Genomic DNA, 25845 nt, shown 5'->3' with positions numbered 1-25845 from the left:
CATCAAAAAAATAGTAGTAAAAAGTAAGGCGAAAACCTTACTTTTGTCTTTTAAATAAAAGCACAGCAATGATTCAAGTAGCACAAATATTATTTATTTTATCGGTATTAGTAATTCTTCACGAATTTGGGCATTACATCACCGCAAAAATGTTTAAAGTACGCGTCGAAAAATTTTATTTATTCATGGATGCGGGTTTTTCGCTGTTTAAGAAAAAAATTGGAGAAACAGAATGGGGAATTGGTTGGTTGCCTTTAGGCGGTTATGTAAAACTTTCGGGAATGATTGACGAAAGTTTAGATGCCGAACAAATGAACGGTGAACCACAACCTTGGGAATTTCGATCAAAGCCAGCATGGCAACGCTTAATTATTATGTTGGGCGGAATTATCGTGAACATAATTTTAGCGTGGTTCATCTTTACTATTTTATTTGCAACCGTTGGTCAAAAATATATTGCTACAGATAAAATTCAAGCAAACGGATTAGCTTTTGGCGAAGTAGGTCAAAAAGCAGGTTTTAGAAATGGCGATAAAATTCTATCGGTTGATGGAAAATATCAGCCAAGTTATAACCGAATTACGCTAGACGTTTTACTAGGCAATAAAGTTGAGGTAGAGCGCAATGGTGCAAAAGTGGATGTAATTTTATCCGATGAAATGAAAGGTGAAATCATCAGCAAAGAAGGAAAAGAATTTGCTGGTCCACGTTTTTCAAACACTGTTGTAGATTCTGTTGTTCCAAAATCGGCCGCTAATATAGCAGGATTACAAAAAGGAGATAAAATTAAAGCTTTAAATGGTGCTGCATTTACCTTTTATGATGAATTTAAAGATTCTATTTCAAAACATAAAAACGACAGCATTTCTTTAACTGTTTTAAGAGGAACTCAAATTGTTGAATTGAAAGCCAAAGTAGATCAAGAAGGAAAGTTAGGGTTTTTCAATAAACCGTTAGATAAACTAGATTATGAAGTTACTAATCATTTAACTTTTGCGCAAGCTATTCCAGCAGCAGTAAAGGAGTCTTGGTCTTTATTAGTTTACAACGTAAAACAGTTCAAATTAATATTACGACCAAAAACCGAAGCTTATAAACACGTTCAAAGCCCTATAGGAATTGCGCGTCGTTTACCAAATACTTGGGATTGGGAATTTATATGGAATTTTACAGCGTTGTTTTCTATCGGATTGGCCTTTATGAACTTATTACCAATTCCTGGATTAGACGGTGGTCATGCATTGTTTACGATTGCCGAAATGATTACGGGTAGAAAATTATCAGACAAAGCCATGGGGTATGTTCAAACAGGCGGAATGATAATTTTGTTGAGTTTAATGGCCTTAACTTTTGGGAAAGATATTTACCAGCTGATTATGGACAAACTTTTGTAATTTTTTACAGTAAATAATTTGCGGTAATAAAAAATCAGTTTATATTTGCACTCGCTAAAAAGACAAACACCTTCCTCCTTAGCTCAGTTGGTTAGAGCATCTGACTGTTAATCAGAGGGTCCTTGGTTCGAGCCCAAGAGGGGGAGCAACTTTTTACTAAAATAAAAACCTTTGAGGTTATTCCTTCTTAGCTCAGTTGGTTAGAGCATCTGACTGTTAATCAGAGGGTCCTTGGTTCGAGCCCAAGAGAGGGAGCGAAAAAAAGAGTAACATGAAAATGTTGCTCTTTTTTTATACGTATTATTATTTTGGCGAGAAGTTTATACCGATGCAACGAAGTGAAATAGGGAAGCCCAAGAGAGGGAGCAAAAGTGAAAAGGCTATCGGAAACGATAGCCTTTTTTGTTTATATGCTTTTAATTTTCAAAATTAATAAATTAAAAATAAAAACATAATAAAAAAATAGTCTTAATAGTATGACTCAAATCATAAAAAACGCAACATGATTTTCTAAAATTTGTATAGAATTTTAAAACCAAAAATTATGAACAAGTCGTTATTATTAATCTTATCGTTAGCAATGCTTACTGCTTGTGGTAAAAAAGAAAAAACAGATACAGATTTTTCAAAACCAGAAGGTACCGAAGCAACCACTTCAGATCCGTCTACCTATGACCCAAAACGGGGTGAGGGTAAATTTGACAAAGTAGCTTTAGGTGCAACTTTGGACCAAGCCATGGCTACCGAAGGCGAAAAAGTTGCAGGTGTAAAATGTACTTCCTGTCATAAATCTACCGAAGAGAAACTAGTTGGACCAGGATGGAAAGGCGTAACTTCTCGTAACAAACCGGAATGGATTATGAACTTTATCACCAATCCCGATCCGATGATTACCAAAGATCCAAAATTGCAGGCACAATTGGAGATTTGTTTAGTTCGTATGCCAAATCAAGGATTAGCAGATGAGGAAGCAAGAAGTATTTTAGAATATTTGCGTAAAAATGATGGTGTAAAATAAACCCACAAGACAATTTCAATGGGTGAAAGCATTGAATCGGTCTTGTTAACTTTTTAATTACGAAAAATAAATTTGTAAAAGCAATGTTAGTTCTGGTTTTAGGAAGTGCTTTATTGACTTCTTGTAAACCAAAAAATTCAGGTGATGCTGTGGCAGGTGATGCCGAAAAAGCATACGTAGCACCCGGAAAATATGACGAATTCTATAACTTCGTATCCGGAGGCTTTAGTGGTCAATTAAGTGTGTATGGACTTCCGAGTGGAAGATTATTTAGAGTAATCCCTGTTTTTTCTGTTGATCCTGAAAAAGGTTGGGGTTATAGCGAAGAAACCAAGCCTATGTTAAACACCTCTCATGGTTTTGTGCCTTGGGACGATTTGCACCATACCGAAATGTCGCAAACCAATGGTGAAGTCGATGGACGTTGGGTTTTTGGTAATGCCAACAATACACCTCGTATTGCGCGTATCGATTTAAAAACGTTCAAAACAGCAGAGATTATCGAATTGCCAAATAGTGGTGGAAATCACTCTTCGCCTTTTATCACAGAAAACACAGAATATGTTGTAGCAGGAACTCGCTTTAGTGTGCCTGCAGATTATTCTAATGGCGATGTGGCAATCAATACCTACAAAGAAAACTTTAAAGGCCATATCAGTTTTGTAAAAGTAGGCAAAGAAGGTGAATTGGATTTGGCTTTTCAAATCGTTACACCCGGAGTAAACTTCGATCTTTCGCATGCGGGTAAAGGAAAATCGCATGGTTGGTTTTTCTTCTCCTGTTATAATACAGAACAAGCCAATACTTTGCTAGAAGTAAATGCGTCTCAAAAAGACAAAGACTTTATCATGGCAGTAAACTGGAAAAAAGCAGAAGAATATATCAAAGCTGGCAAAGGAAAAAACAAGCGGTAAAATATGCGCACAACAAATGGAACGAAAAAACGCATTCAGCAACTTCTGAAATCAAAACGGAAGTTCTCGTACTTGATGCAGCAGCGCTGAAAGATATCTGCTACATGATTCCTTGTCCAAAATCACCGCATGGTTGCGATGTGGATCCAACTGGGGAATACATTGTTGGCTCAGGAAAATTGGCTGCGTTAATTCCCGTATTTAGCTTTGACAAACTCATGGGTGCCATCAAAGACAAAAAATTTGATGGTGATTACGGAGGTATCAACGTAATTAAATACGAAGCAGCACTTCATGGTGAAGTTCAAAACTAAAGATTTGTAGCTCATGAAAACAGATATAAGAAATAGAAAAGACATCGAAAAGCTAGTTAATGCTTTCTACGAAAAAGTAAAAACAGATGAAGTTATTGGCTATTTATTTACCGATGTTGCCAAAGTAAATTGGGAATTACATTTGCCTAAAATGTATAATTTTTGGGAAAACATATTGTTCTATTCAGCCAATTATAGTGGGAGCCCAATGGCAGTTCACAAAGAATTGCATCAAAAAAGCACAATGACTCAAGAACATTTTCAGCATTGGAATGCACTTTTCAATCAAACAGTTGACAAACTTTTTGAAGGTGCAAAAGCAGATGAAATTAAAAATCGAGCTATGAATATTTCGGCTGTAATGATGTATAAAACATTGACTTAATGCATCATCAAATTATCCTTATAATTCATTTATTGGCTGCTAGTATTTGGGTTGGTGGTCATTTGTTTTTGATTTTAAGAATCTTACCTGCAACCTTAAAACAAAAAGACATTTCAATTTTAAGTGATTTCAGAGCTAAATTTGGAAAAATAGGAATGCCTTCTTTGCTTATTTTAGTCATTACAGGAATTCTTTTAGCTTACGATTATAATGTCCCATTTTCCGATTGGTTTTCATTTTCAAATCCAATAGAAAAAATTGTTTCCATAAAATTACTTTTACTTTTTACTACTCTAAGTTTAGCGGTTCACGCTCAAAAAATTGTTTTCCCAAAATTGACTTCCAATAGAATGCTACCTGCAATTGTAGAAATTATTATTGTTACTTTAATTGCAGTTTCTATGCTCATTTTAGGAAGTTTAGTAAGAGTTGGCGGAATCTAATTTCTTTATGATTTAACTCATATTTTATGATTTTAATTTAAAATACTTTTGAATAAAATTTATAAAATATGGAAACACCACAAAAAAATACCATTGGAGAATATGTAGCGCAAGACTTCAGAACAGCAGCACTTTTCTCAAAATATAAAATCGATTTTTGCTGCAAAGGCAATAAAACACTTGACGAAGTTTGCAAAGCTAAAGGTTTAGATACTAATCAAATTGAAAATGAAATTAATTCAGTATTAAATTCAGGTTCTTCAACAGAAATGGATTTCAAATCATTTTCTCCTAATCTATTAATTGATTATATACTAGAAACCCATCACGAATACATTCAAGAAAAAACACCAATTTTATTAATGTATTTAGATAAGTTATGCAAAGTTCATGGAGATAGACATCCTGAATTATTTGAAATCAATAATCTATTTAAAATCAGTGCTTCTGAATTATTAAATCATCTTCAAAAAGAGGAAGTTATTTTATTTCCATTCATTAAAACAATGACAAAGGCAATAAAAAATAACGATACTATTCAACAACCAGGATTCGGAACAGTTGAAAATCCTATTGCAATGCTCAAACATGATCACGAAACTGAAGGCGATTTATTTGCAAAAATTTCTCAACTAACTAATGAATACATTCCACCAATTGATGCATGTGAAACATACAAAGTAACATTTGCTATGCTCAAAGAATTCGAACAAGATTTACACAAACACATGCATCTTGAAAACAATATTCTATTTCATAAAGCTGTAGAGTTGGAAGAAAAATTTAATGTTTTAGGATAGAATTTTTTAAATCATTTTTTTATGAAAAAATTTGTGATTAAACGAAATGGTGATTACAAACCATTTGAATCTTACAAAATAAAAGATGCTATTATTAAAAGTTTTGAAAGCGTTTCTATTCCTTTTGATGAAAGTATATTCAATAGTATTATTTCTTCTATAGACATTAAAGACACTTGGGCTGTAGAAGAAATTCAAGATATGATTGAAAAAACACTATTTCAAAAAGAATATTTTACAGTGATGCGTTCCTTTATGCTCTACCGTCATACAAGAAAATTACAGCGTGAACATGTAGCAGGATTAAATGACGACACGACCTATGTCGATAGTTCACAAACCATCGAAGAGTATATTTTGCAAACCGATTGGAGAATCAATGCCAACGCCAACACTTCCTATTCCAATGCAGGCTTGGTCAACAATGTAGCCGGGAAAATTATTGCAAATTATTGGCTGGATAAAGTCTACTCTAAAGAAGAAGGTTATGCGCACCGAAATGGCGACATTCATATCCATGACTTAGATTGTTTAACGGGCTATTGCGCCGGATGGAGCTTGCGGGTTTTGCTCAACGACGGATTCAATGGTGTTCGGGGACGCGTAGAAAGCAAACCGCCATCGCATTTTAGAGAAGCATTGGGTCAGATGGCTAATTTTCTCGGGATTTTACAAAGTGAATGGGCAGGAGCTCAAGCGTTCAGCTCGTTTGATACGTATTTAGCACCTTATGTTTTTAAAGACAATCTATCTTTTGATGATGTGTTAAAAGCCATCCGTAGTTTTGTTTATAATTTGAATGTTCCGGCGCGTTGGGGACAATCACCGTTCACAAATATCACACTCGATTGGGTCGTTCCCGAAGATTTGAAAGCACAAATTCCGACCAAAAACAACCACCACTTTTTTGAAGGTAATTTCAGTCACGATCTTTTAATGAAAGCACAAAATAGGGGTGTAGCCAAACCAACCGACTTGCGATACGAACATTTTCAGCAAGAAATGAATCTGATCAACAAAGCGTATTACACGGTCATGACTGAAGGCGATGCGAATGGCCAGCCGTTTACATTTCCGATTCCAACCGTAAATATTACCGAAGATTTTGATTGGGATGGCGAAAACACAGAAATCCTTTTCGAAAATACCGCGAAAATTGGTTCCTCGTATTTCCAAAATTTTATCGGAAGCCAATACAAGTTAGATGAAAATGGCCATAAAGTAGAAAATGAAAATGCTTACAAACCCAACGCCGTTCGCAGTATGTGCTGTCGTTTGCAGCTCGATTTAAGAGAATTGCTAAAACGGGGTAACGGACTTTTCGGAAGTGCAGAAATGACCGGAAGTATTGGAGTAGTAACTATTAATATGGCGCGTTTGGGCTATTTATTTAAAGGAAATAAAGCCGAACTTTTTGAACAATTGGATAAACTAATGGCGATTGCTATGTCTACACTGGAAAAGAAAAGAGTTTTCATTCAGGAAATGTACGATCGGGGTTTGTTTCCTTATACCAAAAGATATTTGCCTCATTTTCGCAATCATTTTTCAACCATTGGTGTCAACGGAATGAATGAAATGGTTCGCAATTTTACGAATGATGATGAAGATATCACCAGTCCTTTCGGTAATGATTTTTGTGTAGAAATTTTAGATTACATCAGAAATAGAATGAAAGAATTTCAAGAAACTACCGGAAATTTATACAACCTTGAAGCCACGCCGGCAGAAGGAACAACCTATCGTTTTGCTAAAGAAGACAAAAAAAGATTCGACAAGATTATTCAAGCAGGTCAAAATGAAAATATCTACTATACCAATAGTTCACAAATTCCTGTCGATTTCACGCAAGATCCTTTTGAAGCCTTACTGATGCAAGATGAATTGCAATGCAAGTATACTGGTGGAACGGTTTTGCATTTGTATATGAACGAACGAATCAGTTCTTCAGAGGCTTGTAAAAACTTTGTCAAAACAGTATTGTCGAATTTCAAGCTGCCTTATATTACCGTAACGCCTGTTTTTAGTGTTTGTCCGGTTCACGGTTATCTCAATGGCGAACACGAATATTGCCCAAAATGTGATGAATTAATAATCGAATCTCAAAAAGAAGTCCAACATGAAAACCAACACTAATGAAATTTTAGAACACAACCAACATTTGCGGATCAAATGCTTGGTTTACACACGGGTAATGGGCTATCACCGCCCGGTAGAAAGTTTTAATATTGGTAAAAAAGGCGAACACAAACAGCGTGTACATTTTAAAGAAAATCAGTGTTAGCCAAACCGATTTACAATATTACGCCCTTCACCTTACTCGATTATCCCAATCATTCAGCCTGTATATTTTGGTATGCAGGCTGCAATATGCGTTGTTCTTACTGTTATAATCCGGAAATTGTTTTAGGAAAAGGCAAGATTACTTTTCCTGAAGCCATTTCCTTTTTAAAAACCCGACAAGGCTTGCTTGATGCGGTTGTTTTCAGCGGTGGAGAATGTTTGATGCATAAAAACAGTATGGCACAAATAAGTGAAATTAAAAAGTTGGGATTCTTAATAAAGATCGACACCAATGGTTCAAAACCTGATATTTTAAAACAATTAATTGCCGAAAATCTAATCGATTATGTGGCATTAGATTTTAAGGCGATTCCTGGTAAATTTCACCAAATCACACAATCGGATTTGTTTCCGGAATTTGAGCAATCCTTAGATATTCTTTTACAAAGCGACATCCAATTTGAAGTAAGAACCACGCATCATTCGGAGTTAATTTCAGATGAAGAAATGAATCAAATGGTTGGTTATCTTGATTCAAAAAAATATACTGGAAATTATTACATTCAGTCTTTCAGAAACCATGTTGCCACGCTTGCAGCTTTGTCAGCTTCTGCAAGAATAAAAGAAAAAGCACTGGCATCTGCATTACATTTCAATATTGTTTTTAGAAACGGATCTTAGTTTTTTCAAAAACTCAAAAACAATCATATACAACCCAATTAAAATTCCAATGCCAAATAGGGTGAATAGGGTATAAATCCAATGAAGAGAATCTTGAAATTTACCAAATGAAATCGTGGGATTGAAAAAAGTCCAGTATCCTTTTTTGGCACCCATAAGGAGCAATGTGATCCAAAATAGTAGAAACGAGCTATGAAATATTTTGATTCCGATTTGAATATTCTTTCGTGAGCGCGTACCCAATGGATTCGTGATTTCTAATATATAAGCAATCGACGATAAAAGAATCAAAGTGTTGATGCCAATAGTTGTTCCCATCGAATGCGCCACGGTAATGTGCGTTCCGTGTGTAAACAAATTAATCGCAGGAATAGACAGCAGCAAGGCTAAAACGATATTCAAGAAAACCCAAAAATCAGCCATCATCATCAATTTATAGGCTAAAGAGAATTCGGTTTTCTTTGCTGTGGAAAGATTTTTTTTCCAATCGTAAATGATGGAGAACAGAATAATCCATTCGGTCATGCTGATTCCGTAAGCGAAATAGCGAATCCAAGGTGCTGTCGGAACAATGTAAATGTGGTGCGCCCAGCCAAACATTAAGTTGGTCAGTCCAAGAAAATAAAAGAAAAATGCTTTTTTAGATTGAGCATAACTTTCATCGTTACTTATTTTGGACATTACAAATAGCGCCGTTCCGTACACCAGCATATTCCAAGAACCAACATATGAACCGCCCGATTTCCATTGCATTGCAATATTTTGAATAAAATTATCCCTAAAATAAGGTAACATCCACAAATGCGCTTCGGTAAAATGATAAATCATTAAAACAATTCCTGTTGCCCACATCCAGTAATAAACTGGCCAATTTTTAAAGTTTGGCAACATGGTTTTATAATAATTGATGCCAAATAAAATCCAACCTAAAACTATTGGAAAATAGAAATAGCTCGGAAATTCTAAATATTCCTTTCCTGCAAAATTCTTTGATAAATACGAGAAAATGATTCCAATTCCAGTTACAATAAACAACCAAAAATGGACTTTTATAAGGTTTTGATTGACTGGTTTTATGTAATAATAAATGCCTCCAATGGCTGATAGTAAAATCCACGAAACTACAAAAAACGTGTGCAAAGGACGAATTGCATTGAAAGGCAACACTTCTTTTATAAAACTAGGAACGATATACTGAAAGCCAGCTAATAATCCGCAAAGTAGTCCAAGCATTAATGAAATTAAGCCAACAGCAATAAAGTAAAAAGGATATTTATTATTTGCCATGGTTTTCATTTTTATTTTTTATTGAAACCCAACCATTAGGTTTTATTTCTGTGTTTGTATTTGGATAATAACCTGTTTGATCTACTTCTTTTAAAAATTGAATTAGTGCTTCTTTTTCAGTGTTATTGAACTTAAATTTTGGCATCGATTTTACACCACTGTTTAACATGGCTTTTAGGTAATAGTCGTTTTTATTTTTATTGGAATACACATTGGTCAAATCCGGTCCAAGATAACCGCCAAGACCATAAAGTTGATGGCAAGAATTGCAGTTGTTTTTTAACCAAATGTTTTCGCCTTGAATGGCTTTGTTAGAAAGATGAATGGTGCCGTAATCCGTTTTGGAAGTATAAATGGTAAAATTATAAATTGAAAATAGACTAATCAAAAGTAGTAGAAAAAGCAGTTGTTTTCTTGAAGGAATCATTTCAAAATATTAGTTTTCAATATTAATAGTTGGTTTTAATTCAACGTCACTTTTGATTGAATTTGAAATTAAACAAGCGGCTTCTGATTTTTCTAAAACACGTTGTGCTTTTTCTATTTTGTCAAGTTCAGCAATGGTTAAAGTAGGTTTTAATATAATTTTTGTCATTAAATATTTGCCGTCAATTTTTTCTAAAATTCCTTCTGCATTGCATTCAAATGAAATGAAATCTAATTTTGAATATTCTGCAATTGCTAAATAAGTTGTCATAAAACAACTTATTACTGAGGCTGTAAATAAGTGTTCTGGCGACCAAATATTAGGGATTCCTTTGTCAAATTCAGGAGGCGTTGCAACTTCAATCATTGTTGGCAATTCAGGCGATGACATCATTCCCTTTCTGTCATTTTCCCATTTTAAATGTATGTTGTAACTATGATTTTCCATTTTTGATTTTATTAAATTATATTTTACAAATAGACCTTTTTTACAGTGATAAATTTATGATTGCAATCATGGTTTTCCTTTTTCAGGAAATAATTATGATTAAATTGATTAGTATCAAAATTGAGATTACCGATGCTTTCCAAAACACATGCGCTTTTTTTAATTCCATAAACTGAAAGGCCACCGACAGAAATTTTAATGAAAACAAGACCAGAATGAGGATTACTTTTAAGGAATGCACTAGTGGTAAATTGAAAATAATAATTGTTGCAAATGTCAAAATTAATAGCAACACAAATGTTTTTGATAATTCAGTTTTCATGATTAAAAAATTAAATATAAAACAGGAAATAGGAGCAACCAAATCAAATCGCACATGTGCCAAAATGTTGCGGCTGCTTCTACATCTTCGATGCTTGTTTTTGTAATATTTCGGTTGATAATAAATAAAATCACCAATCCAACCATGACATGTAACACATGAAATCCTGTTAAAAGCCAGTAAAATGTAAAGAAAGTATTGGTGTCTAATAAAAAACCAGCTTCGATTTTGGTATAATATTCAACACTTTTTAATGCAATAAATAGCAAACCACCCATCATTCCAATTTTGAATTGAAAAGAAGCTTTGTTGAAATTATTTTCTTTATAATTATGAACCGCATTAGCAACAAAAAAGCCACTTGCGAGTAAAAAAATAGTATTTATTGTTCCAAAAGTTCTATTGAGATGCAAACTAGATTCGTGAAAAAGTTCCGGGTTCTCTCTGGAACTAAAAGCCAACGCAACAAGAGCCATTCCAAAGGTAAAAAGCTCTAAAAAAATAATTATCCACATCAAGATTCCTCCAGGAGGATAATAAAAATTTTTGTAATTTATTTTTAGGGTTTTTATTTCCATTCTAATAATCTTTTTTCTCCATCAACCTGCTTAATGTCTGTTATATCTTGCGACATTTCAATGACGCCTTTATATTTTTTTTCTGAATCGCGCACTGCAAAATAGCGGATGTATATTAATCTTTCTTTATAATTTATCCAGAAAGAAGCCTCGTTTTGTTCTCCTTTTCTGAATGCTTCTAAAATTTTTAATACCGTATCTACGCTTTTTGGAGGATGACAGAAACGAACTTCTCTTCCAATTATTCCAGCACTTCTCGGAAAAACTCTTTCATCACCTCTATTATAAAAAATCACTTTATCATTTTCATCTACATAAGTTAAGTCGATGGGTAACGTTTTGAATAGCAAATTCACTTGTTCTACGGTTATATAACCTTCGTCATAATGGGCTGCTTTTTTATCAAAAACCACATCAGTTCTTATTTCGGTATCTTGAGATGGATGAATATATTCGGGTTCTTTTGGGTATTTTGGAGGAGCATCGGTTAACATCCAGCCAATTTCGTCTTCTCCTTTTCGCATTATTTTCCAATCATCGTCGGATAACATTTGTAGTGCGTTTGGAAAAAGAACGGTTTCTTCAACTTCTAATAATCTGTTTATATTTTGAACGGCTAATTCTGTATTGTGTTTTGCAGAAGTGAAATTTTTATCTTCAATGTTTTGTCTAATAATTCTAAATATTTGTCTTATAATATCATGAAATGACCACATGTTTTGTGAAGGTCCAGTCCAACCTTTTTTTTCTAAAAAGGGAAAAAGTTGGTTTTCTTTACGTTCAAATCGTCTTTCAATTGTTGCTAATTGATTTAAGGCATTGTAAAATTTTTGATACTCATTTTCAATATCAATTTTGATGATTTCATCAGCTATTTTATGAATTAAATCGGTTTCGTCAAGGTAATTTTGTATCGGATGCCCTTTTATTAGAGCTATTTTTTTAAATTCTGTTTCCATTTTATTGTTGTTTTATTTTTTCATACAATTTGACCATCGATTGCAATAATTCGATAGGAGTTGTTAGAATTTGATAATGATTTTGCCCAAACATTTGCGGCAAATAATATTTGGCTTGGGCTTCGATAGCCAATGCGTAGGAGTTAATATTTCGTTGGTTTAATTCTCGTAAAGCCTGTTTTACATCGTTAATTCCGTATTTGCCTTCGTATTTATCATAGTCGTTTGGCTTTCCGTCAGAAATGAGAATAATCCATTTGTTTTTTGTGCTTCTTGTGTCTAATCTTGCTCCGGCATGACGCAAAGCAGCACCAATTCTTGTATATCCAGATGGTTCAATGGCGCCAATTTTATGCTTGGCGGTTGACCAGTTTTCATCAAAATCTTTAACAGTTAAATAAGTCGAAAAATTTCGGGTTTTGGAGTAAAAACTATCAATAGAAAAACCGATATTGAATTCGTTTAATATTTCGCCAAACAAAATAGAAACCTCTTTTTCTACATCAATTACTCTATTTCCAGCGGCATAACTATCGCTTGATAAACTGATGTCTAACAGTATCAAAATGGATAAATCTTTTTCTTTTTTTCTATTAGAAAGGTAAATTTTATCGGAAGGTGTTTTTCTAGAATGCACATCAACATACAAATCAGTTATGGCATCAATATCAAACTCTTCTCCTTGCGTTTGCCGTTTTTGTTGTTGCATTTTGTTGTTCAAATTGGTTAAAATTTTTCTTAAATTAATTAATGTTGAACTGTTTTTGGAGATCGTATTTTTATAATAGTTTACGTCAGTTTTTAGTTGTGTTTTTGGATAAACTTTGCAATAATTCTCTTTGTATCTTCTTTTTGAGAAATCCCATTCATTATAGGTAAGATGAAAACCATTGGTGTCAGTTTCAGCACTTTCTGAAATGGATGTGTTTTCAGTAAAATCTGCTTGATAAACAGAATGTGCTCTGTCATCAACACGAACGGTAAACTTCATGTTGAGATCTTCAATCGCATTTTCGTGTTTTTCTAGATCGTCTGAACCGTCAAAATCACGCCAATTTCCGTTGAATTCTTCGGCAGTTTCTACTTTTTCAAAACTATGTAACAACACATAATCTTCTTGTTGCTTTTTGTCAACTTCAACCGTAATTATTTCTTCAACGGCTTTTGCTTGTAAGGTGGTTATAATTTGTTCTGCATTGGATTTTTTAACCAAATCAGAAAAATTTTCAAGTATCGTTTCGGTGTTTTCTTCTTTGTCATTTTGCATCAATTTACCATAAATCCATGAGTAATCTGCTGGCTTTTTTGGAGTTGCGCTGAGTTCAAAATGTGTTTTTAATTCCTTATAAATTTCTTCAGCATTTGGATATTTTTGAAATAATAAATCTAAAATCTGTTGCTTTTTTTCTTCTGAAAAAACTTCGTCAGCAATCAAATTTATATTCAATTCGGATTGCACACTCAAAAACAAAATTCTGAAAAAGTAAAGCCCTAAATTTTTCTCTTTTGATGACAATTCATTAAAATAAATGGGAAGAAAAAAGTTGTTATTTTTATAACCACCTTCACGTTCTGCAGGAAAAATTTCGATAGGATTTCCTGAAATAGCTCTTGCCAAAATAGTCAAACGCGGTTTTATATCCTTCAAGAAAACAGCATTGTTGTCTAAAAGAATTTTTTTCTTATTTCTTTTTTTAAAATATTTAGAAACGGTTCCGAAAAGTAGTTCGTCTATATCCATTTTTTAGTTAATGAGTAGTAAAAAGGTAAAGTAATTTATAGTTTATAATTGCATAACTTTTCCACTATGAACATCATATTCCATTGAAATTATTTTTGTTTTATGCGCTTTAATAATAGGGTTGTCTTCTATGATTTTTTTTGAATGCATAATATTTGCTATTATACAAGAATTTAAATCATTTGTTTTTTTAATTAACTTTTGTTCATTTTCGTTTGCAATTGTTTCTATAATATTATCTATGTGTGAAAGATGCTTTTTATATTCATTGTTTTTATCTCCTAAATACGCTTTTATTGCACCGCATTCCGTATGGCCTAAAACGATAATTAATTTGGTGTCAAGATGTTCAATGGCGTATTCAATACTTCCCATATCAATATCTGAAATAAGATTTCCTGCGTTTCTAATAACAAATAAATCTCCAATTCCTTGGTCAAATAGTATTTCAGGCGACACTCTACTATCCGAACACGTTACAATAACAGCAAAGGGTTTTTGACTATTCTGATTTTTTAGTACCGCATTTAAGTTCTGATGTGGATGAGTTGATTTTTCATCTAAAAATCTTTTATTTCCAGTAAGCAAAAACTCTAATAAATCCTCATCTTTATTTACCTCTTCCTCATAAGATGTTTGATTTTGACAACCAAAAATTATTACAAAAAGCATTGCAATCACTATTTTTTTCATCTTCTATTATTTTTTGTAACTTTGGTTTCACTATAACTTAAATTGCTAAAGCCATATAAAATTATATCATCAAATCGCACAAATCCTTTAACGATTGAATAGTTTGTAAATCGTCTGTCAGTGGTTCAACGATTGCAATATGAGTTGAAAGTCTTTTTGGCAATCCGCTATTAATTAATGTTGCAGCGTTTACTAGAAGTCGTGTTGAAACGGTTTCGGTCAATCCAAGTTCCGTTAGATTTCTAATTTTAGTGCCAATTGCCACTAGTTTTTTAGCATTATCAGCATCAATTTTAGTTTCATTGATGAGAATTTCGACTTCTTGTTTTGCTTCTGGATAATCAAACGAAAGTGCCGAAAAACGTTGTTTTGTTGATGGTTTCAATTCTTTAAATCCACGTTGATATCCGGGATTAAATGACGCTACAAGCATAAAATCTTCGTGCGCTTTTATGGTAATTCCTAACTTATCAATAAACAATTCTCGTCTATGATCGGTTAGCGAATGTATTGCCACAATCACATCAGGACGAGCTTCTGCAATTTCATCTAAATAAATAATAGCACCTTCTTTTACAGCAAGTGTCATTGGTCCATCAACCCAAATGGTTTCCGCACCTTTGATGATAAATCGTCCAATTAAATCGGTGGAAGAGGTTTCTTCGTGGCAGGCAATTGTGATGAGTTTTTTATCCAATTTATGCGCCATGTATTCGATAAATCGAGATTTTCCAGTTCCAGTTGGGCCTTTTAAAAGCAACGGAATTTTATTGGAATAAGTATGAGAAAAAATTTCTTCTTCTTTTCCTATGGAATGGTAGTATGGAATAGTTTGTGTCATTTTAATGGAGAATTATAGTTTGGTTTCCACTTTATTTGAAAATAGATTTGGATTAATTTTTATGGAAATAAACGCCCAATTATTGCCAGCATTTTTGTTTCCAGCTTTTAAAACTTCCATTGATGAAGAAGCAAACATTTGTGAAAATCCTGCATCGAAAGTCACATTATCATACATTTTATATCCTATTGTTAAATCTAATTCGGTGCCTAGATAATTGTCTTGTTTTTCTCCAGCACTATAAATTGAAGCTGCTGAAGCAAAATAATGAGGTGTTAATTTGGCTGAGAATTTGTTTTTTTCGTAACCTAATGTTGCATAAACATCTGTTAAACCAACGGAATTCGTATGATTTCCAACATAAAAATAATCCATATAGCCATTGAATTTATGGTTGGTTCCATACAATGGATTAAACGATTTCATATCCGTAGACGTATCGTTTTGATCTTTTCCAGAAAGCATTTCAAAACCAACGCTGGTATTGAAATTTGTTGTTGCTTTATAACTAATATTTGCTGAAAAATAAGTAGCATTTACTGAATTGTCGGCAATTTTTCCTGTTTGCAAATAAGCCGCACCATCAATAGAAAGAGCTCCATTTTTGAAAACCAATCTTGAACCTAGCGTTTGACTATAATCTACTTTTTCTTCCGTTCCAACTAAATAAGGCATTCCGTTATTTAATGCTAAAACACTTAAATTTAATTTTTCAAAATCGGTATGATACCATAGATATTGTAATGATTTGTATTGTGGGATGGCATAATTTTCATAAAAATTTGTTTCTTTATTTGCATTTAATGCCAATCCAAAATGAATTTGATTTTTGGTGTTTGGGTTAAGTTTTAATAAAAATGCATCATGACTTCTAGCTTGCATAGCCCAATCTACATTTCCAAAAATACGAGCGTCGTCATAATTAATTTCTTGTCGTCCTAATTTGAATGACAATTTTTCATTCATTTTAATTTCGCCATACGCTTCATGAAAAGCGCTGTTTGCATCTGTTTTTGAATTAGTTGCTACGTCGCCCCAAGTTTTTACATTTTGTGGAGAAACTCGTAATTTGATGTTTTTAAAAGAGTAATCAAAGACTAATCGAGTTCTTTGAGAGATAAAAGAAGCGGCTTTTTCGGTGTCTGGTTTTAAGGTTCCATAACCGTTTCGGTTTTCAAATCGTGCACGTAAATCTGCATTGATATCAAATTGTTGTGCAGAAACTGTAACTGTTCCTAAAAGGGCAATTAGTGCAGTATAAATATATTTTGTCATTTTGTTAATTATTAACGGTTTCAATAATTTTATCTACAGTTTCTTTGTTATTGACTCCTAAACCTTCTTGTTGATGAATTAATTCACCGTCTCTATTAAAAACGCTGATAATGTTAGAATGAGAAAAATCCATTGGAGCAATTTGTTTGTATTTTACGGCCAGCACATTGGCAAATTCTTGGACTGTAGATTTTGTTCCTTGCAGAAAAGTCCAATGTGGCGCATCCATATAATTCGCTTTCGCAAAAGCTTTTAATCTTTCTGGCGTGTCAACTTCGGGATCAATACTTACTAAAACAAAGTTTAAATCGGATAGCTTGTCTTTGGGCATTTTAGATTCAATGTCGCGCATATCGGCAACCAATCTTGGACAAGCGGCTTTGCAACTGGTATAAATCATTACCATTACGGTCACTTTTCCTTTTAAATCTTTTAGTTCTATGGTTTTGTTATCTTGAGTTTTCCATTTGCTCGTTAAGTTGTAAATAGATTCTTGAGAGATGGAATTATTTTTTGTTTCTGTTGTTGTTTTTTTACAGCCAAAAAGTGTTATGGCGACAAAAAAGAGGATTGTTTTTTTCATGGTTTTTTTGTATTTAAAGTGTCTTTGACACATCTAAAACCTAAATTTTTTACTGCATAATCTGCTTTGACACTTCCTCTAAAAGCGTATCTAATGAATGCAGCATAATTCATTAAATCGGAAGCATTTAGTGAGCCACTTCCACAGAATAAATCTTTATCTGTAGTGACATCACTTCGGGATTCGCCTGTCAATAAAATCGAATTAAAATCGGATGTCCATTCCCAAACTAAACCGTGTAGGTCATGAACTCCATAATAATTTTTAAAGGTTTTCCCAATTTCGTTATTGAAAGTTTTTGGTTTTTCATACCAATCTAAAATGTATTGATTGTAGGCTTCAACTTTTCGAGCATCGGCCATTTCTTGATTTGCCATAGCCACAAATTCCCATTCGTCAACAGTTGCAAGTCGTTTGCCTTGACATTCGCAGTAAGCGTTTGCAGCATACCAAGAAACATTGGTAACTGGGCTGTTTTGTTTCATTTCTGTTGCTAAAAGGGTATCGTTTTTCCAATAGTTTAGATAATTACCATCTGCAAATATTTTTTTAACTTTAGACTTTCTCCATCTTGTATTGTGTTTTACAAAGGATAAAAAGTTGACATTTGAAACTGGATAAGCATCCATAAGTAGGTCGTTAACTTTAATCACTTCATTTTTTTTTCCGTAAAGAGGAATATAATTTCCTCCTTTTACAAAAACCATCGGTGTTTCCACTCCAAATAAAATATCATCTGGAGTAGAAACTGATGGAATAGTTGCATTTTCTATAGTATTCGAGTCTTTATCTTTAGAACAAGAAACAAACACAATTACGACAAGCAGAAAACATAACTTTTTCATGGAACCAATTAATTTATTTTTTACTCCTAACAGCTTTAACCATTGTAGGTGTTACTTCTTTTTTAGAATTACCCCATGAATTGTACACATAAGTTAATACATTGGCAATTTCCTCGTCAGTAAGCGTTTGAGCCGTCATAACACTGTTGTATTTTTTACCATTTACAACAATTTCTCCTGTTTTCCCTTTAAGAACAAATTCGATGGCTCTATTGACATCTGCATTTAAATAATCTGATTTTGCTAATGGTGGGAAAGCATTTGGCAATCCTTCTCCTGATTGTTGATGACAAGCAAAACAAGTCTTTGCATAAATCGATTTTCCATCTGCAATTCTTTCAACAAGGGTCACTGCTTTAGGTGCTTTTGCGCTTACCTCGTTTGGCATGGTTTGAATTGTTCCTCCTTCTGGGTGGTACACTTCATCTGATTGAGTTCCAGAATAAATTGTTTTATTTTCGTCACCAATAACATTTAGCAATCCGAGACTTCCTTTATTGAATGTTCTAAATATAGAGTGATCAACAATGACAAGTGTTCCAGGAACATCAACTTTAAAGTCAACAATTGCTGCTCCACCGGCCGGAACTAGTGTGGTTTGTACATCGTGGTTGATTAAAGTTCCGCCTTCGACATGAACATTATCAAAGATTTCTCCAATAACGTGGAAAGAAGAAACCAAGTTTGGCCCACCATTTCCAACAAACAAACGGATAGTTTCTCCTACTTTGGCCGTAAGCGCGTTATCACCAGTTAAAGCTCCAGTTTTCCCATTAAACACTACATAATCAGCATCTTCTTTAATAGCTTTTGCCATGTCAAACGGTTGTAATCCTTTTTCACCATTGGCTCCTTTAGTATAGAAATCGCCTTGCATGATGTAGTATTCTTTGTCAACTGGCGGCAAACCACCTTCTGGTTCTACCAAAATAAGTCCGTACATACCGTTTGCAATGTGCATTCCAACAGGAGCAGTTGCACAATGGTAAACAAAAAGCCCTTGATTTAACACTTTGAAAGAGAATGTTACTTCATGTCCTGGAGCTACAAAAGAGGATTTTGCACCACCACCTGGACCAGTTACAGCATGTAAATCAATGTTGTGAGGTAATTTATTATCAGGATGATTTTTTAGGTGAAATTCAACTTCATCACCAATTCTAGTTCTAATAAAACTTCCAGGAACAGATCCGCCAAATGTCCAATAAACATATTTTACACCATCCGCCATTTCGCCTTCTTTTTCAATTATTTCCAAATTGACGATTAACTTTTTTGCGGGTCTATCTCCAACTGGTTTTGGAACAAATGGTGGCGCTGTTAGTTCTGCATTTATTGCTGGACCTTCAGTTTCTATAAGTGTCGCATCAACTTTTTTGTATTCATCGTTTTGCTTGCAACTTGCAAATGCTACAAGAGCAAAAACTGTTAAAATTATTTTTCTCATGGTATTAATTTATTTATTTTCTATTTCTAAAGCTTCATCTGTTGGTCTTCCATATTTTATAAAATCATATATAAAAAGACCAATTCCAACAGTAAACATTGTCGCACAGATTAGCAAGACAACGAAGTGAATTTCAATTTCTTTTTGAACTTCCATGAACTCCATTTTTTGTTTTCGTTCTAAATATACTTGCACTACACCTGCAACTCCAAAAGCTACCGTCATTCCTAATATTCCTATATTAGAAAGCCAAAAAGCAGCATTTCCCTGAACACTATTGTACCGTTTTCTTCCTGTTAAATTTGGTAGCGCATAACTAATGATCGCGAGTACAATCATGGCATATGCTCCCCAAAATGCATAATGTCCGTGCATTGCAGTAACTAATGTTCCGTGAGTATATAGGTTTGTTTGTGGTAATGTGTGTGCAAATCCTAATAAACCAGCACCAATAAAAGATACTATAGCAGAACCGATTGTCCAGAATAAAGCAATTTTGTTAGGATGACTTTTTTCACCTTTTCTATACATGTTTACTGCAAATAATGCCATTGCAAGGAAAGCTAGAGGTTCAAGCGCTGAGAATATTCCACCAACAATTAACCAAATTTTATTTACCCCAATATAATAGTAGTGGTGACCCGTTCCTAAAACTCCAGAAAGGAATGTTAAACCAATGATTACGTATAACCATTTTTCGATAACTTCTCTATCAACACCGGTTAATTTGATTAATAAATAAGATAAAATACCACCCATTATTAATTCCCAAACACCTTCAACCCATAGGTGAACTACCCACCAACGGAAAAACGAATCTGTTACTTGACTGTCAAACCAAATCATTCCCGGTAAGTAGAGTAATGCGGCAAACAATAATCCCATAGAAAGGACTAATGCGGTTGTTGTTTTGCGTTTCCCTTTGAATAAAGTTCCTAGAATTAATCCTAAAAACAGTAAAACATTAATAACTACAAGGAAATCTAATTCTCTTGGAATTTCAAGAAATTTTCTTCCTTCCCAATGATTAAAGTGGAATCCAACAATGGCTACAACACCAACAACGGCTAACGATATAAGCTGAACATAAGCCCATTTTACACTTATTAGTTCACGTTGCGCTTCTTCAGGAATTATATAATAAGCGGCACCCATAAATCCTGTTAACAACCAAACTACCAATAAGTTGGTGTGTACTGCTCTTGCGGTGTTAAATGGAATGATGTCGTGAAGACCTTGTAAACCAATGCGGTCAAAGCCCATGATAAAGCCGTATATTATTTGCAAAGAGAATAGGAGCATGCAAAGTGCAAAAAACCAATAGGCTATCTTTTGTGATTTATATTTCATATTTGTTAATTTTATTGTTTGTCTTTAGCTAATGGTGAAACGATTCTGTCAAATCCATTCAAATCAATTTTCCCAATCCATTTGAAGTAAGCAACAACTGCCTCAGCTTCAGCTTCGGTCATTGCGTAAGCAACCATTTTTCTTCCTCTTGGTTGCCAAGGTTCTTTGCTCATTAAAACTGCTTTTACATAAGCATCACCTCTTCGGTCTATTACTTTTGTTAATTCAGGGGCATAATAAGCACCTTCGCCAAGGATAGTATGACAACCCATGCAATTGTTGGATTCCCAAATCTCTTTACCTTTTACAACTTGAGCATCAATTTTGCCGTAGTTGGTTTGATCATTTTTTGGCATGAACGAGTAAATTGTTAGCCCTATAAAGACCAAAAATGTGACTAAAGTTCCACCTAGAAAAAATGCCCTTGCTTGTGATTTTGATAGCATAAATTTTAGTTTTAGTTAGTGTTTCTAATAAAAGACATTTGGTCCTTTATTAATTTAAGACAAATTTAAGAATGGACAAAGTCTTAAAACATGATAAAAATCATGAATGTTAAATAAAAGATAAAATTGTCTTTTATAGATTAGGTTTTATAAATTTGAAATAAAAAAGATGTTTTCAAAGAGTTGTGAATATGGAATAAGAGCCACTATTTTTATAGCTACGCAATGTTATAATGACACAAAAGTTGGGATAAAAGAAATTGCACAAGAAATAGATTCTCCAATGGCTTTTACAGCAAAAATTTTGCAAGTATTAGTTAAAAATGATATCATTAAATCGAGTAAAGGAGTAGGCGGAGGATTTCTAGTTTTAAAAGAAGATTTGGCGCTTATTACGCTTTCCAAAATTGTTGTCGCTATAGATGGAGATTCCGTTTTTTTAAGATGTGGATTAGGTTTAAGCAACTGTTCAGAAGATCATCCTTGTCCAGTTCATGAAAAGTTTAAATTTGTGAAGCAAGATTTGGCTTTCATGTTAGAAAATACTACACTTGAAGAATTAGCCACAGGGATAAAAAAAGGGACAACATTCTTAAAATATTAAATAAAAAAAAAGCGTGAACTACGACAATTTACGCTTTTTTTAATTTATAAAATGAATTAATAATTATAAATTTTATTTTGGAAGTAAGACATCGCCAATAACGTGAATAATTCCATTGGCTGTTGGAATAGAGGCTACGATTTCTGAACCGTTAACGAATGTTTTATCGCCTTTTTTAGTAATTTTTACTTTACCTCCAAAAACCATATCGAATTCCTGTCCGTCTTGCATGTATTCAATTTTTAGTGTACCAACATAAGTATGATAACCTAAAATATTCTCTAAATCTCCTTTTTTCTCAGGTTTTAATAATCCTTCCACGGTTCCGGCCGGAAGTTTGTCAAAAGCAGCATTGGTTGGCGCAAAAACGGTAAAAGGTCCAGCGTTGCTCAATGCATCGACCAATCCGGCGGCTTTTACGGCAGTCACTAATGTGGTGTGATCTTTACTTCCAACGGCAGTTTGAACAATGTTTGGATTTGAAGTGTCGTCAACAACTCCTGATTGTCCTGCAGCTTGTGTTTCGGTGGTTTCTGAAGTGGTTTCAGTTGTGGTTTCGGTATTTTGTTTGCAACTAAAGAAGGTTACAAAACTAGCAACTAATAGTAATTGAATTGATTTTTTCATAATAATAAATACTTGGTTTATAAGAACAAAGTACCTGATTATTAAATAGCTATTTTATGATTGCACTCATAAAAGAGGGTGATTTTTAACTTTTTTTATGGAAAAATAAGCCGTGAAACCAATCCCAAAAACCAAAACAATTGCTACGCCAAAAAGCATTTCATTTACATAGGGAATTATGGTATAACTAAACGATGCAATACCTTGTAAAGCCAGAATAATTTCGTTTAATAAAACGCCAAAAGAGAACAAAATGACACCAAATTTTATCTGTTTGTTAAACTGTATCAAATGATTGGCGTATATATAAAACAGTAAAAATAACGAGATAATCGCCAGTAATACCAAATGCAAATAGGCAATTACAATAGGTCGAAAACCAAATGCCATTTGGCTCAAAGCAGGAATAGTTGAACCTAATTGAAGCACCAATTTTACACTTAACGCAAATCCAACAAAAAGCAAAATGTAGCGTAAAAAGAACGGATAGTTTTCAATCCATTCTCGTTTTGTTTTTATCAGTATAATCAAAAACCTAAACCAAGCATAAACCTGTAGAAATGCTGAAATGACGGTTAAAACATATACCCAAATTGGTAAATCTAACCAAAGCGTAGATAAAAAATAAGCCGGAATACAGGATATGAAAAACAACTGAAACGTAGTTTTAAAAACTTGGTTTTCGGTCGATTTTAAATTCAAAAAAGATACTAATAATCCCATGCAGGCAAAGAAAAACCAACCGTTATATTGAAAGTGTAAATAGTAATAAATGGAAGCCAAATATTCTTCCTGATGGATGTTTTTTGTCACCATCATGAACGCCAAAGCAAATGTGCCAAGCGATGAAAAAATATTGAAGTAAATGGCTGCTTTGAACCAATTTGTAGCAAGACAATCGGTATCAATTTGTTTCAAATCTTTGAAAAAATAGTAGCCAAAAAAGCAAGAAACTACGATTGAACCCGTCGAAAAAAGTATAGAAAATGTTCCGTATCCTTCAATAATGAAGAAAATCAGCATACCATAAGCGCAAATTAAATTGGCAATAAGTATTCTGTTGTACACTTCAAAATTTTGTCGAATACCTTTTTTTTCTAAAAATCCAATCATCAACACCATTATTGTATGACTAATCCATCCGGAAAAGGCAAAATGAGAATGGGAATGTTGCAAATGTTTTTGGTCTAAAAAAGGAAAATAAAAACCAATTTTGTAGCGCATTAAAAGACCGATTAGCGCAACAATTAAAAGATTTACCAAGGAAAACTTTAACCAAAACTTAGCATTAAATTTCATCAATAAAATATTTTGTGCCTAACAATATCTATTTTTTCCTGAGCTCTCATTTTAGAAAAAGTGCGAATCACTGTTTCAACTCTTAGGCCTGTAAAATTGGCTATTTCTTGTCTTGTAAAAGGCACTATTTCTTTTTTATCGCACTCTGTTTTCTTATTTGCTTTTAGAAACGCCATGATTCTATACTCCGGTTTTTGATTAATAATAGCCGTAGTTGATTTTGATTTAGCATGTAAACGTTTGCAAATCAACTCCAAAAATTGCTTTTGAATGGCGGGATATTCCTCTAGTATATTTAAAAACTTATCCTTTCCCAATTTAATTATCCTGCATTCTTGACACGCTATAGCTGTTGAGGGATACTTTTCGCTAATAAATAATGGGGGCTCTCCAAAACTATCTCCTTTGCTAAAATTCCCCTGTGTAAATTCTTTCCCTTCATCATTTGAGTTGAAGATTCTCACGTTGCCATCAGCAATTTGATAATAAAAATTTGCCGTTTCATTTTCATTAAAAATTACTTCGGCTTTTTTATATTCTTTAGCAATAGCTCCCCATGTAAAGAGTAAATCCAAATCTATTTGCATGATAAATAAGTTTCATTAAAATTAAAAATGAGCAGCGGGATTAACTTAATCAAAGCACTTTTACAAAGTTTGATTGTTTTATCCCAAAAAACTATGACTATTATCATGTTTTGACTGTTTTTTCAAAGTAAAATTGTAACTTTCTCCAAGAGAGGGAGCAAAACAAAACCCGATACGAAAGTGTCGGGTTTTGTTGTGTTAAATAACTCCAAAATTATTCTTTAATAAACTTACTTGCGGTTCTATCTGATACCTTTAAATAATAAATACCTTTAAATAATTGCTCTACATTGATAGCTGTATCAAATTCGTTTAGTTTCCCATTTAAAATAACTCTTCCTAAACCATCAATAATAGTATAATGCTGATTGATAAGTTGATAATCTGCATTTATATTTAGAATACTTAAAGCAGGGTTAGGGTAAATTGTAAATAATTTATCATTTATATTTTCATTAATACCCAAACTTATGCCATTAAATTTTAAAAGGAAAGCATCGTTGTAACCACTATTTCCATTAGCGGTTTGATGCGCTCCTGCTGTGGCTATACCCGAATTAGATTGTGTATATCCCGTCATGTAAACATTGCCTGAAGCATCGGTAGTGCAGACATTTTTGATGCCACCGCAATAGGTACCGCTTTGTCTTACTCCGCTTGAGTTAAAACTGACTAAAAATGCGCCATTAACTGTAGTTTGATGTGCTCCAGATGTAGCTATACCAGTAGCAGATTGCGTATTACCCGACATGTAAACATTACCTGATGCATCTGTAGCGCATGAAACGGAAACATCTAATAAGCTACCACCATAATAAGTTCCCCATTGCATTTGACCGTTAGAATCAAACTTTACTAAGAATCCGTCACTATAACCACCACCATAAGCACTTTGATGCGCTCCTATTGTGGTCATGCCCGATGATGCAGGCAAGAATTCTTGTTGAGTATCACCAGCTAAATATATATTGCCAGATGCATCGGTAGTGCACGAATATCCTATATCTACCCCTGCACCGCCATAATAAGTACCCCATTGTATTACTCCACTTGAGTTAAACTTTACTAAAAAAGCATCAGTAGAACTTCCGCCATAAATAGTTTGATGAGCGCCTGCCGTGGCAATGCCGGAAGTGGAGGGCGTATGCCCCGTCATATAAACATTCCCCAAAGCATCGGTCGCGCAGGATAATCCCGTTTCCATTCCGGAAGCAAGAGTATAAGAACCTCCAAAATAAGTACCCCATTGTTTTAC

At 33.7% G+C, this 25845-nt stretch carries 28 protein-coding genes, 2 tRNA genes and 1 pseudogene; 12 read left to right on the top strand and 19 right to left on the bottom strand.

The genetic code is table 11. The features are described 5' to 3' along the window. The first annotated feature begins 68 nt into the window (after positions 1–68). The 11 genes and pseudogenes from rseP to ACIQZC_RS01675 all read left to right on the top strand — a co-directional run bounded on the left by rseP (position 69) and on the right by ACIQZC_RS01675 (position 8232). Entirely contained in the window at positions 69–1394 is a 1326-nt protein-coding gene (gene rseP / locus ACIQZC_RS01725) for an RIP metalloprotease RseP (protein WP_396137510.1), read from the top strand. Positions 1395–1466: 72 nt separating this feature from the next. Beyond that, positions 1467–1540: transfer RNA gene (locus ACIQZC_RS01720), tRNA-Asn, on the top strand. 35 nt (positions 1541–1575) lie between these two features. Then, positions 1576–1649, top strand: a tRNA-Asn gene (locus tag ACIQZC_RS01715). Between the two features lie 289 nt (positions 1650–1938). Further along, positions 1939–2412: a c-type cytochrome gene (locus ACIQZC_RS01710; protein WP_396137509.1), complete on the top strand. Its 474-nt coding sequence runs from the start codon at positions 1939–1941 to the stop codon at positions 2410–2412. Positions 2413–2495: 83 nt separating this feature from the next. After that, positions 2496–3634 (top strand): annotated as a pseudogene (locus ACIQZC_RS01705) (nitrous oxide reductase); the annotation flags it as partial. Between the two features lie 19 nt (positions 3635–3653). Further along, complete coding sequence (locus tag ACIQZC_RS01700; protein ID WP_396137508.1) at positions 3654–4025, top strand: group III truncated hemoglobin; 372 nt, start codon at positions 3654–3656, stop codon at positions 4023–4025. Then, the gene (locus ACIQZC_RS01695; RefSeq protein ID WP_396137507.1) at positions 4025–4468 is read left to right on the top strand and encodes a copper resistance protein CopD; all 444 of its coding nucleotides are present in this window, start codon (positions 4025–4027) and stop codon (positions 4466–4468) included. Before ACIQZC_RS01700 ends, ACIQZC_RS01695 begins: the two co-directional genes overlap by 1 nt. Before the next feature lie 68 nt (positions 4469–4536). After that, positions 4537–5268, top strand: coding sequence for an iron-sulfur cluster repair di-iron protein (gene ric, locus ACIQZC_RS01690; RefSeq protein WP_396137506.1), 732 nt, complete (start codon positions 4537–4539; stop codon positions 5266–5268). Positions 5269–5289: 21 nt separating this feature from the next. After that, complete coding sequence (locus ACIQZC_RS01685) at positions 5290–7404, top strand: ribonucleoside triphosphate reductase (protein ID WP_396137505.1); 2115 nt, start codon at positions 5290–5292, stop codon at positions 7402–7404. Continuing rightward, the gene (nrdD, locus tag ACIQZC_RS01680) at positions 7388–7552 is read left to right on the top strand and encodes an anaerobic ribonucleoside-triphosphate reductase (protein ID WP_396137504.1); all 165 of its coding nucleotides are present in this window, start codon (positions 7388–7390) and stop codon (positions 7550–7552) included. Before ACIQZC_RS01685 ends, nrdD begins: the two co-directional genes overlap by 17 nt. Continuing rightward, positions 7546–8232: an anaerobic ribonucleoside-triphosphate reductase activating protein gene (locus ACIQZC_RS01675; RefSeq protein ID WP_396137503.1), complete on the top strand. Its 687-nt coding sequence runs from the start codon at positions 7546–7548 to the stop codon at positions 8230–8232. Before nrdD ends, ACIQZC_RS01675 begins: the two co-directional genes overlap by 7 nt. Here the strand turns inward: ACIQZC_RS01675 and ACIQZC_RS01670 are convergent. The 15 genes from ACIQZC_RS01670 to ACIQZC_RS01600 form a co-directional block, all read right to left on the bottom strand. Further along, complete coding sequence (locus ACIQZC_RS01670; RefSeq protein WP_396137502.1) at positions 8197–9519, bottom strand: cbb3-type cytochrome c oxidase subunit I; 1323 nt, start codon at positions 9517–9519, stop codon at positions 8197–8199. The genes ACIQZC_RS01675 and ACIQZC_RS01670 overlap by 36 nt on opposite strands. After that, entirely contained in the window at positions 9509–9946 is a 438-nt protein-coding gene (locus ACIQZC_RS01665; RefSeq protein WP_396137501.1) for a c-type cytochrome, read from the bottom strand. The genes ACIQZC_RS01670 and ACIQZC_RS01665 overlap by 11 nt, the downstream gene beginning before the upstream one ends. A 9-nt stretch (positions 9947–9955) precedes the next feature. Beyond that, a complete protein-coding gene (locus ACIQZC_RS01660) occupies positions 9956–10393 on the bottom strand; it encodes an OsmC family protein (protein ID WP_396137500.1) in 438 nt (145 codons plus the stop codon). Between the two features lie 82 nt (positions 10394–10475). After that, entirely contained in the window at positions 10476–10715 is a 240-nt protein-coding gene (locus tag ACIQZC_RS01655; protein ID WP_396137499.1) for a cytochrome C oxidase subunit IV family protein, read from the bottom strand. Between the two features lie 2 nt (positions 10716–10717). After that, complete coding sequence (locus ACIQZC_RS01650; protein ID WP_396137498.1) at positions 10718–11293, bottom strand: cytochrome c oxidase subunit 3; 576 nt, start codon at positions 11291–11293, stop codon at positions 10718–10720. Next, positions 11284–12252, bottom strand: coding sequence for a PAS domain-containing protein (locus ACIQZC_RS01645; RefSeq protein ID WP_396137497.1), 969 nt, complete (start codon positions 12250–12252; stop codon positions 11284–11286). Before ACIQZC_RS01645 ends, ACIQZC_RS01650 begins: the two co-directional genes overlap by 10 nt. A gap of 1 nt (position 12253) precedes the next feature. Next, a complete protein-coding gene (locus ACIQZC_RS01640) occupies positions 12254–13993 on the bottom strand; it encodes a nitric oxide reductase activation protein NorD (RefSeq protein ID WP_396137496.1) in 1740 nt (579 codons plus the stop codon). 42 nt (positions 13994–14035) lie between these two features. Continuing rightward, a complete protein-coding gene (locus tag ACIQZC_RS01635) occupies positions 14036–14686 on the bottom strand; it encodes a carbonic anhydrase (protein WP_396137495.1) in 651 nt (216 codons plus the stop codon). Between the two features lie 61 nt (positions 14687–14747). Further along, on the bottom strand, positions 14748–15527 hold the full coding sequence (locus ACIQZC_RS01630) for a CbbQ/NirQ/NorQ/GpvN family protein (protein ID WP_396137494.1): 780 nt from the start codon (positions 15525–15527) through the stop codon (positions 14748–14750). Positions 15528–15539: 12 nt separating this feature from the next. Next, positions 15540–16802: an alginate export family protein gene (locus tag ACIQZC_RS01625; protein WP_396137493.1), complete on the bottom strand. Its 1263-nt coding sequence runs from the start codon at positions 16800–16802 to the stop codon at positions 15540–15542. A gap of 4 nt (positions 16803–16806) precedes the next feature. Next, positions 16807–17385, bottom strand: coding sequence for an SCO family protein (locus ACIQZC_RS01620; protein ID WP_396137492.1), 579 nt, complete (start codon positions 17383–17385; stop codon positions 16807–16809). Further along, positions 17382–18230, bottom strand: coding sequence for a formylglycine-generating enzyme family protein (locus tag ACIQZC_RS01615; RefSeq protein WP_396137491.1), 849 nt, complete (start codon positions 18228–18230; stop codon positions 17382–17384). The genes ACIQZC_RS01620 and ACIQZC_RS01615 overlap by 4 nt, the downstream gene beginning before the upstream one ends. 13 nt (positions 18231–18243) lie before the next feature. Further along, positions 18244–19677, bottom strand: coding sequence for a copper-containing nitrite reductase (gene nirK, locus ACIQZC_RS01610; RefSeq protein WP_396137490.1), 1434 nt, complete (start codon positions 19675–19677; stop codon positions 18244–18246). 9 nt (positions 19678–19686) lie between these two features. Beyond that, the gene (locus ACIQZC_RS01605) at positions 19687–21027 is read right to left on the bottom strand and encodes a cbb3-type cytochrome c oxidase subunit I (protein WP_396137489.1); all 1341 of its coding nucleotides are present in this window, start codon (positions 21025–21027) and stop codon (positions 19687–19689) included. A gap of 11 nt (positions 21028–21038) precedes the next feature. Next, complete coding sequence (locus tag ACIQZC_RS01600; protein ID WP_396137488.1) at positions 21039–21383, bottom strand: c-type cytochrome; 345 nt, start codon at positions 21381–21383, stop codon at positions 21039–21041. A 259-nt stretch (positions 21384–21642) separates the two neighbouring features. Here ACIQZC_RS01600 and ACIQZC_RS01595 point away from each other — a divergent pair, with 259 nt between their 5' ends. Continuing rightward, entirely contained in the window at positions 21643–22077 is a 435-nt protein-coding gene (locus ACIQZC_RS01595) for an RrF2 family transcriptional regulator (protein WP_396137487.1), read from the top strand. Between the two features lie 72 nt (positions 22078–22149). Here ACIQZC_RS01595 and ACIQZC_RS01590 read toward each other — a convergent pair whose 3' ends face one another. From ACIQZC_RS01590 to ACIQZC_RS01575, 4 genes are all read right to left on the bottom strand, one after another. Further along, positions 22150–22704, bottom strand: coding sequence for a fasciclin domain-containing protein (locus tag ACIQZC_RS01590; RefSeq protein WP_396137486.1), 555 nt, complete (start codon positions 22702–22704; stop codon positions 22150–22152). A gap of 66 nt (positions 22705–22770) precedes the next feature. Further along, positions 22771–23928: a hypothetical protein gene (locus ACIQZC_RS01585; RefSeq protein ID WP_396137485.1), complete on the bottom strand. Its 1158-nt coding sequence runs from the start codon at positions 23926–23928 to the stop codon at positions 22771–22773. Between the two features lie 74 nt (positions 23929–24002). Further along, a complete protein-coding gene (locus ACIQZC_RS01580) occupies positions 24003–24590 on the bottom strand; it encodes a Crp/Fnr family transcriptional regulator (protein ID WP_396137484.1) in 588 nt (195 codons plus the stop codon). Positions 24591–24804: 214 nt separating this feature from the next. Then, on the bottom strand, positions 24805–25845 hold a 1041-nt coding region (locus ACIQZC_RS01575; protein WP_396137483.1), incomplete at its 5' end, for an SBBP repeat-containing protein.

The sequence above is a fragment of the Flavobacterium sp. genome (genome assembly GCF_044338735.1).
Lineage (GTDB): Bacteria > Bacteroidota > Bacteroidia > Flavobacteriales > Flavobacteriaceae > Flavobacterium.
Note: the sequence above shows the minus strand (reverse complement) of the source record. Positions and strands in the feature narration are given on the sequence as shown.

What these genes read in the sequence shown, in the direction of transcription:
- rseP (WP_396137510.1), top strand. Translation starts at nt 69, where the DNA reads ATGATTCAAGTAGCACAAATATTATTTATTTTATCGGTATTAGTAATT.
- ACIQZC_RS01710 (WP_396137509.1), top strand. Translation starts at nt 1,939, where the DNA reads ATGAACAAGTCGTTATTATTAATCTTATCGTTAGCAATGCTTACTGCT.
- ACIQZC_RS01700 (WP_396137508.1), top strand. Translation starts at nt 3,654, where the DNA reads ATGAAAACAGATATAAGAAATAGAAAAGACATCGAAAAGCTAGTTAAT.
- ACIQZC_RS01695 (WP_396137507.1), top strand. Translation starts at nt 4,025, where the DNA reads ATGCATCATCAAATTATCCTTATAATTCATTTATTGGCTGCTAGTATT.
- ric (WP_396137506.1), top strand. Translation starts at nt 4,537, where the DNA reads ATGGAAACACCACAAAAAAATACCATTGGAGAATATGTAGCGCAAGAC.
- ACIQZC_RS01685 (WP_396137505.1), top strand. Translation starts at nt 5,290, where the DNA reads ATGAAAAAATTTGTGATTAAACGAAATGGTGATTACAAACCATTTGAA.
- nrdD (WP_396137504.1), top strand. Translation starts at nt 7,388, where the DNA reads ATGAAAACCAACACTAATGAAATTTTAGAACACAACCAACATTTGCGG.
- ACIQZC_RS01670 (WP_396137502.1), bottom strand. Translation starts at nt 9,519, where the DNA reads ATGGCAAATAATAAATATCCTTTTTACTTTATTGCTGTTGGCTTAATT.
- ACIQZC_RS01665 (WP_396137501.1), bottom strand. Translation starts at nt 9,946, where the DNA reads ATGATTCCTTCAAGAAAACAACTGCTTTTTCTACTACTTTTGATTAGT.
- ACIQZC_RS01660 (WP_396137500.1), bottom strand. Translation starts at nt 10,393, where the DNA reads ATGGAAAATCATAGTTACAACATACATTTAAAATGGGAAAATGACAGA.
- ACIQZC_RS01655 (WP_396137499.1), bottom strand. Translation starts at nt 10,715, where the DNA reads ATGAAAACTGAATTATCAAAAACATTTGTGTTGCTATTAATTTTGACA.
- ACIQZC_RS01650 (WP_396137498.1), bottom strand. Translation starts at nt 11,293, where the DNA reads ATGGAAATAAAAACCCTAAAAATAAATTACAAAAATTTTTATTATCCT.
- ACIQZC_RS01645 (WP_396137497.1), bottom strand. Translation starts at nt 12,252, where the DNA reads ATGGAAACAGAATTTAAAAAAATAGCTCTAATAAAAGGGCATCCGATA.
- ACIQZC_RS01640 (WP_396137496.1), bottom strand. Translation starts at nt 13,993, where the DNA reads ATGGATATAGACGAACTACTTTTCGGAACCGTTTCTAAATATTTTAAA.
- ACIQZC_RS01635 (WP_396137495.1), bottom strand. Translation starts at nt 14,686, where the DNA reads ATGAAAAAAATAGTGATTGCAATGCTTTTTGTAATAATTTTTGGTTGT.
- ACIQZC_RS01630 (WP_396137494.1), bottom strand. Translation starts at nt 15,527, where the DNA reads ATGACACAAACTATTCCATACTACCATTCCATAGGAAAAGAAGAAGAA.
- ACIQZC_RS01625 (WP_396137493.1), bottom strand. Translation starts at nt 16,802, where the DNA reads ATGACAAAATATATTTATACTGCACTAATTGCCCTTTTAGGAACAGTT.
- ACIQZC_RS01620 (WP_396137492.1), bottom strand. Translation starts at nt 17,385, where the DNA reads ATGAAAAAAACAATCCTCTTTTTTGTCGCCATAACACTTTTTGGCTGT.
- ACIQZC_RS01615 (WP_396137491.1), bottom strand. Translation starts at nt 18,230, where the DNA reads ATGAAAAAGTTATGTTTTCTGCTTGTCGTAATTGTGTTTGTTTCTTGT.
- nirK (WP_396137490.1), bottom strand. Translation starts at nt 19,677, where the DNA reads ATGAGAAAAATAATTTTAACAGTTTTTGCTCTTGTAGCATTTGCAAGT.
- ACIQZC_RS01605 (WP_396137489.1), bottom strand. Translation starts at nt 21,027, where the DNA reads ATGAAATATAAATCACAAAAGATAGCCTATTGGTTTTTTGCACTTTGC.
- ACIQZC_RS01600 (WP_396137488.1), bottom strand. Translation starts at nt 21,383, where the DNA reads ATGCCAAAAAATGATCAAACCAACTACGGCAAAATTGATGCTCAAGTT.
- ACIQZC_RS01595 (WP_396137487.1), top strand. Translation starts at nt 21,643, where the DNA reads ATGTTTTCAAAGAGTTGTGAATATGGAATAAGAGCCACTATTTTTATA.
- ACIQZC_RS01590 (WP_396137486.1), bottom strand. Translation starts at nt 22,704, where the DNA reads ATGAAAAAATCAATTCAATTACTATTAGTTGCTAGTTTTGTAACCTTC.
- ACIQZC_RS01585 (WP_396137485.1), bottom strand. Translation starts at nt 23,928, where the DNA reads ATGCGCTACAAAATTGGTTTTTATTTTCCTTTTTTAGACCAAAAACAT.
- ACIQZC_RS01580 (WP_396137484.1), bottom strand. Translation starts at nt 24,590, where the DNA reads ATGCAAATAGATTTGGATTTACTCTTTACATGGGGAGCTATTGCTAAA.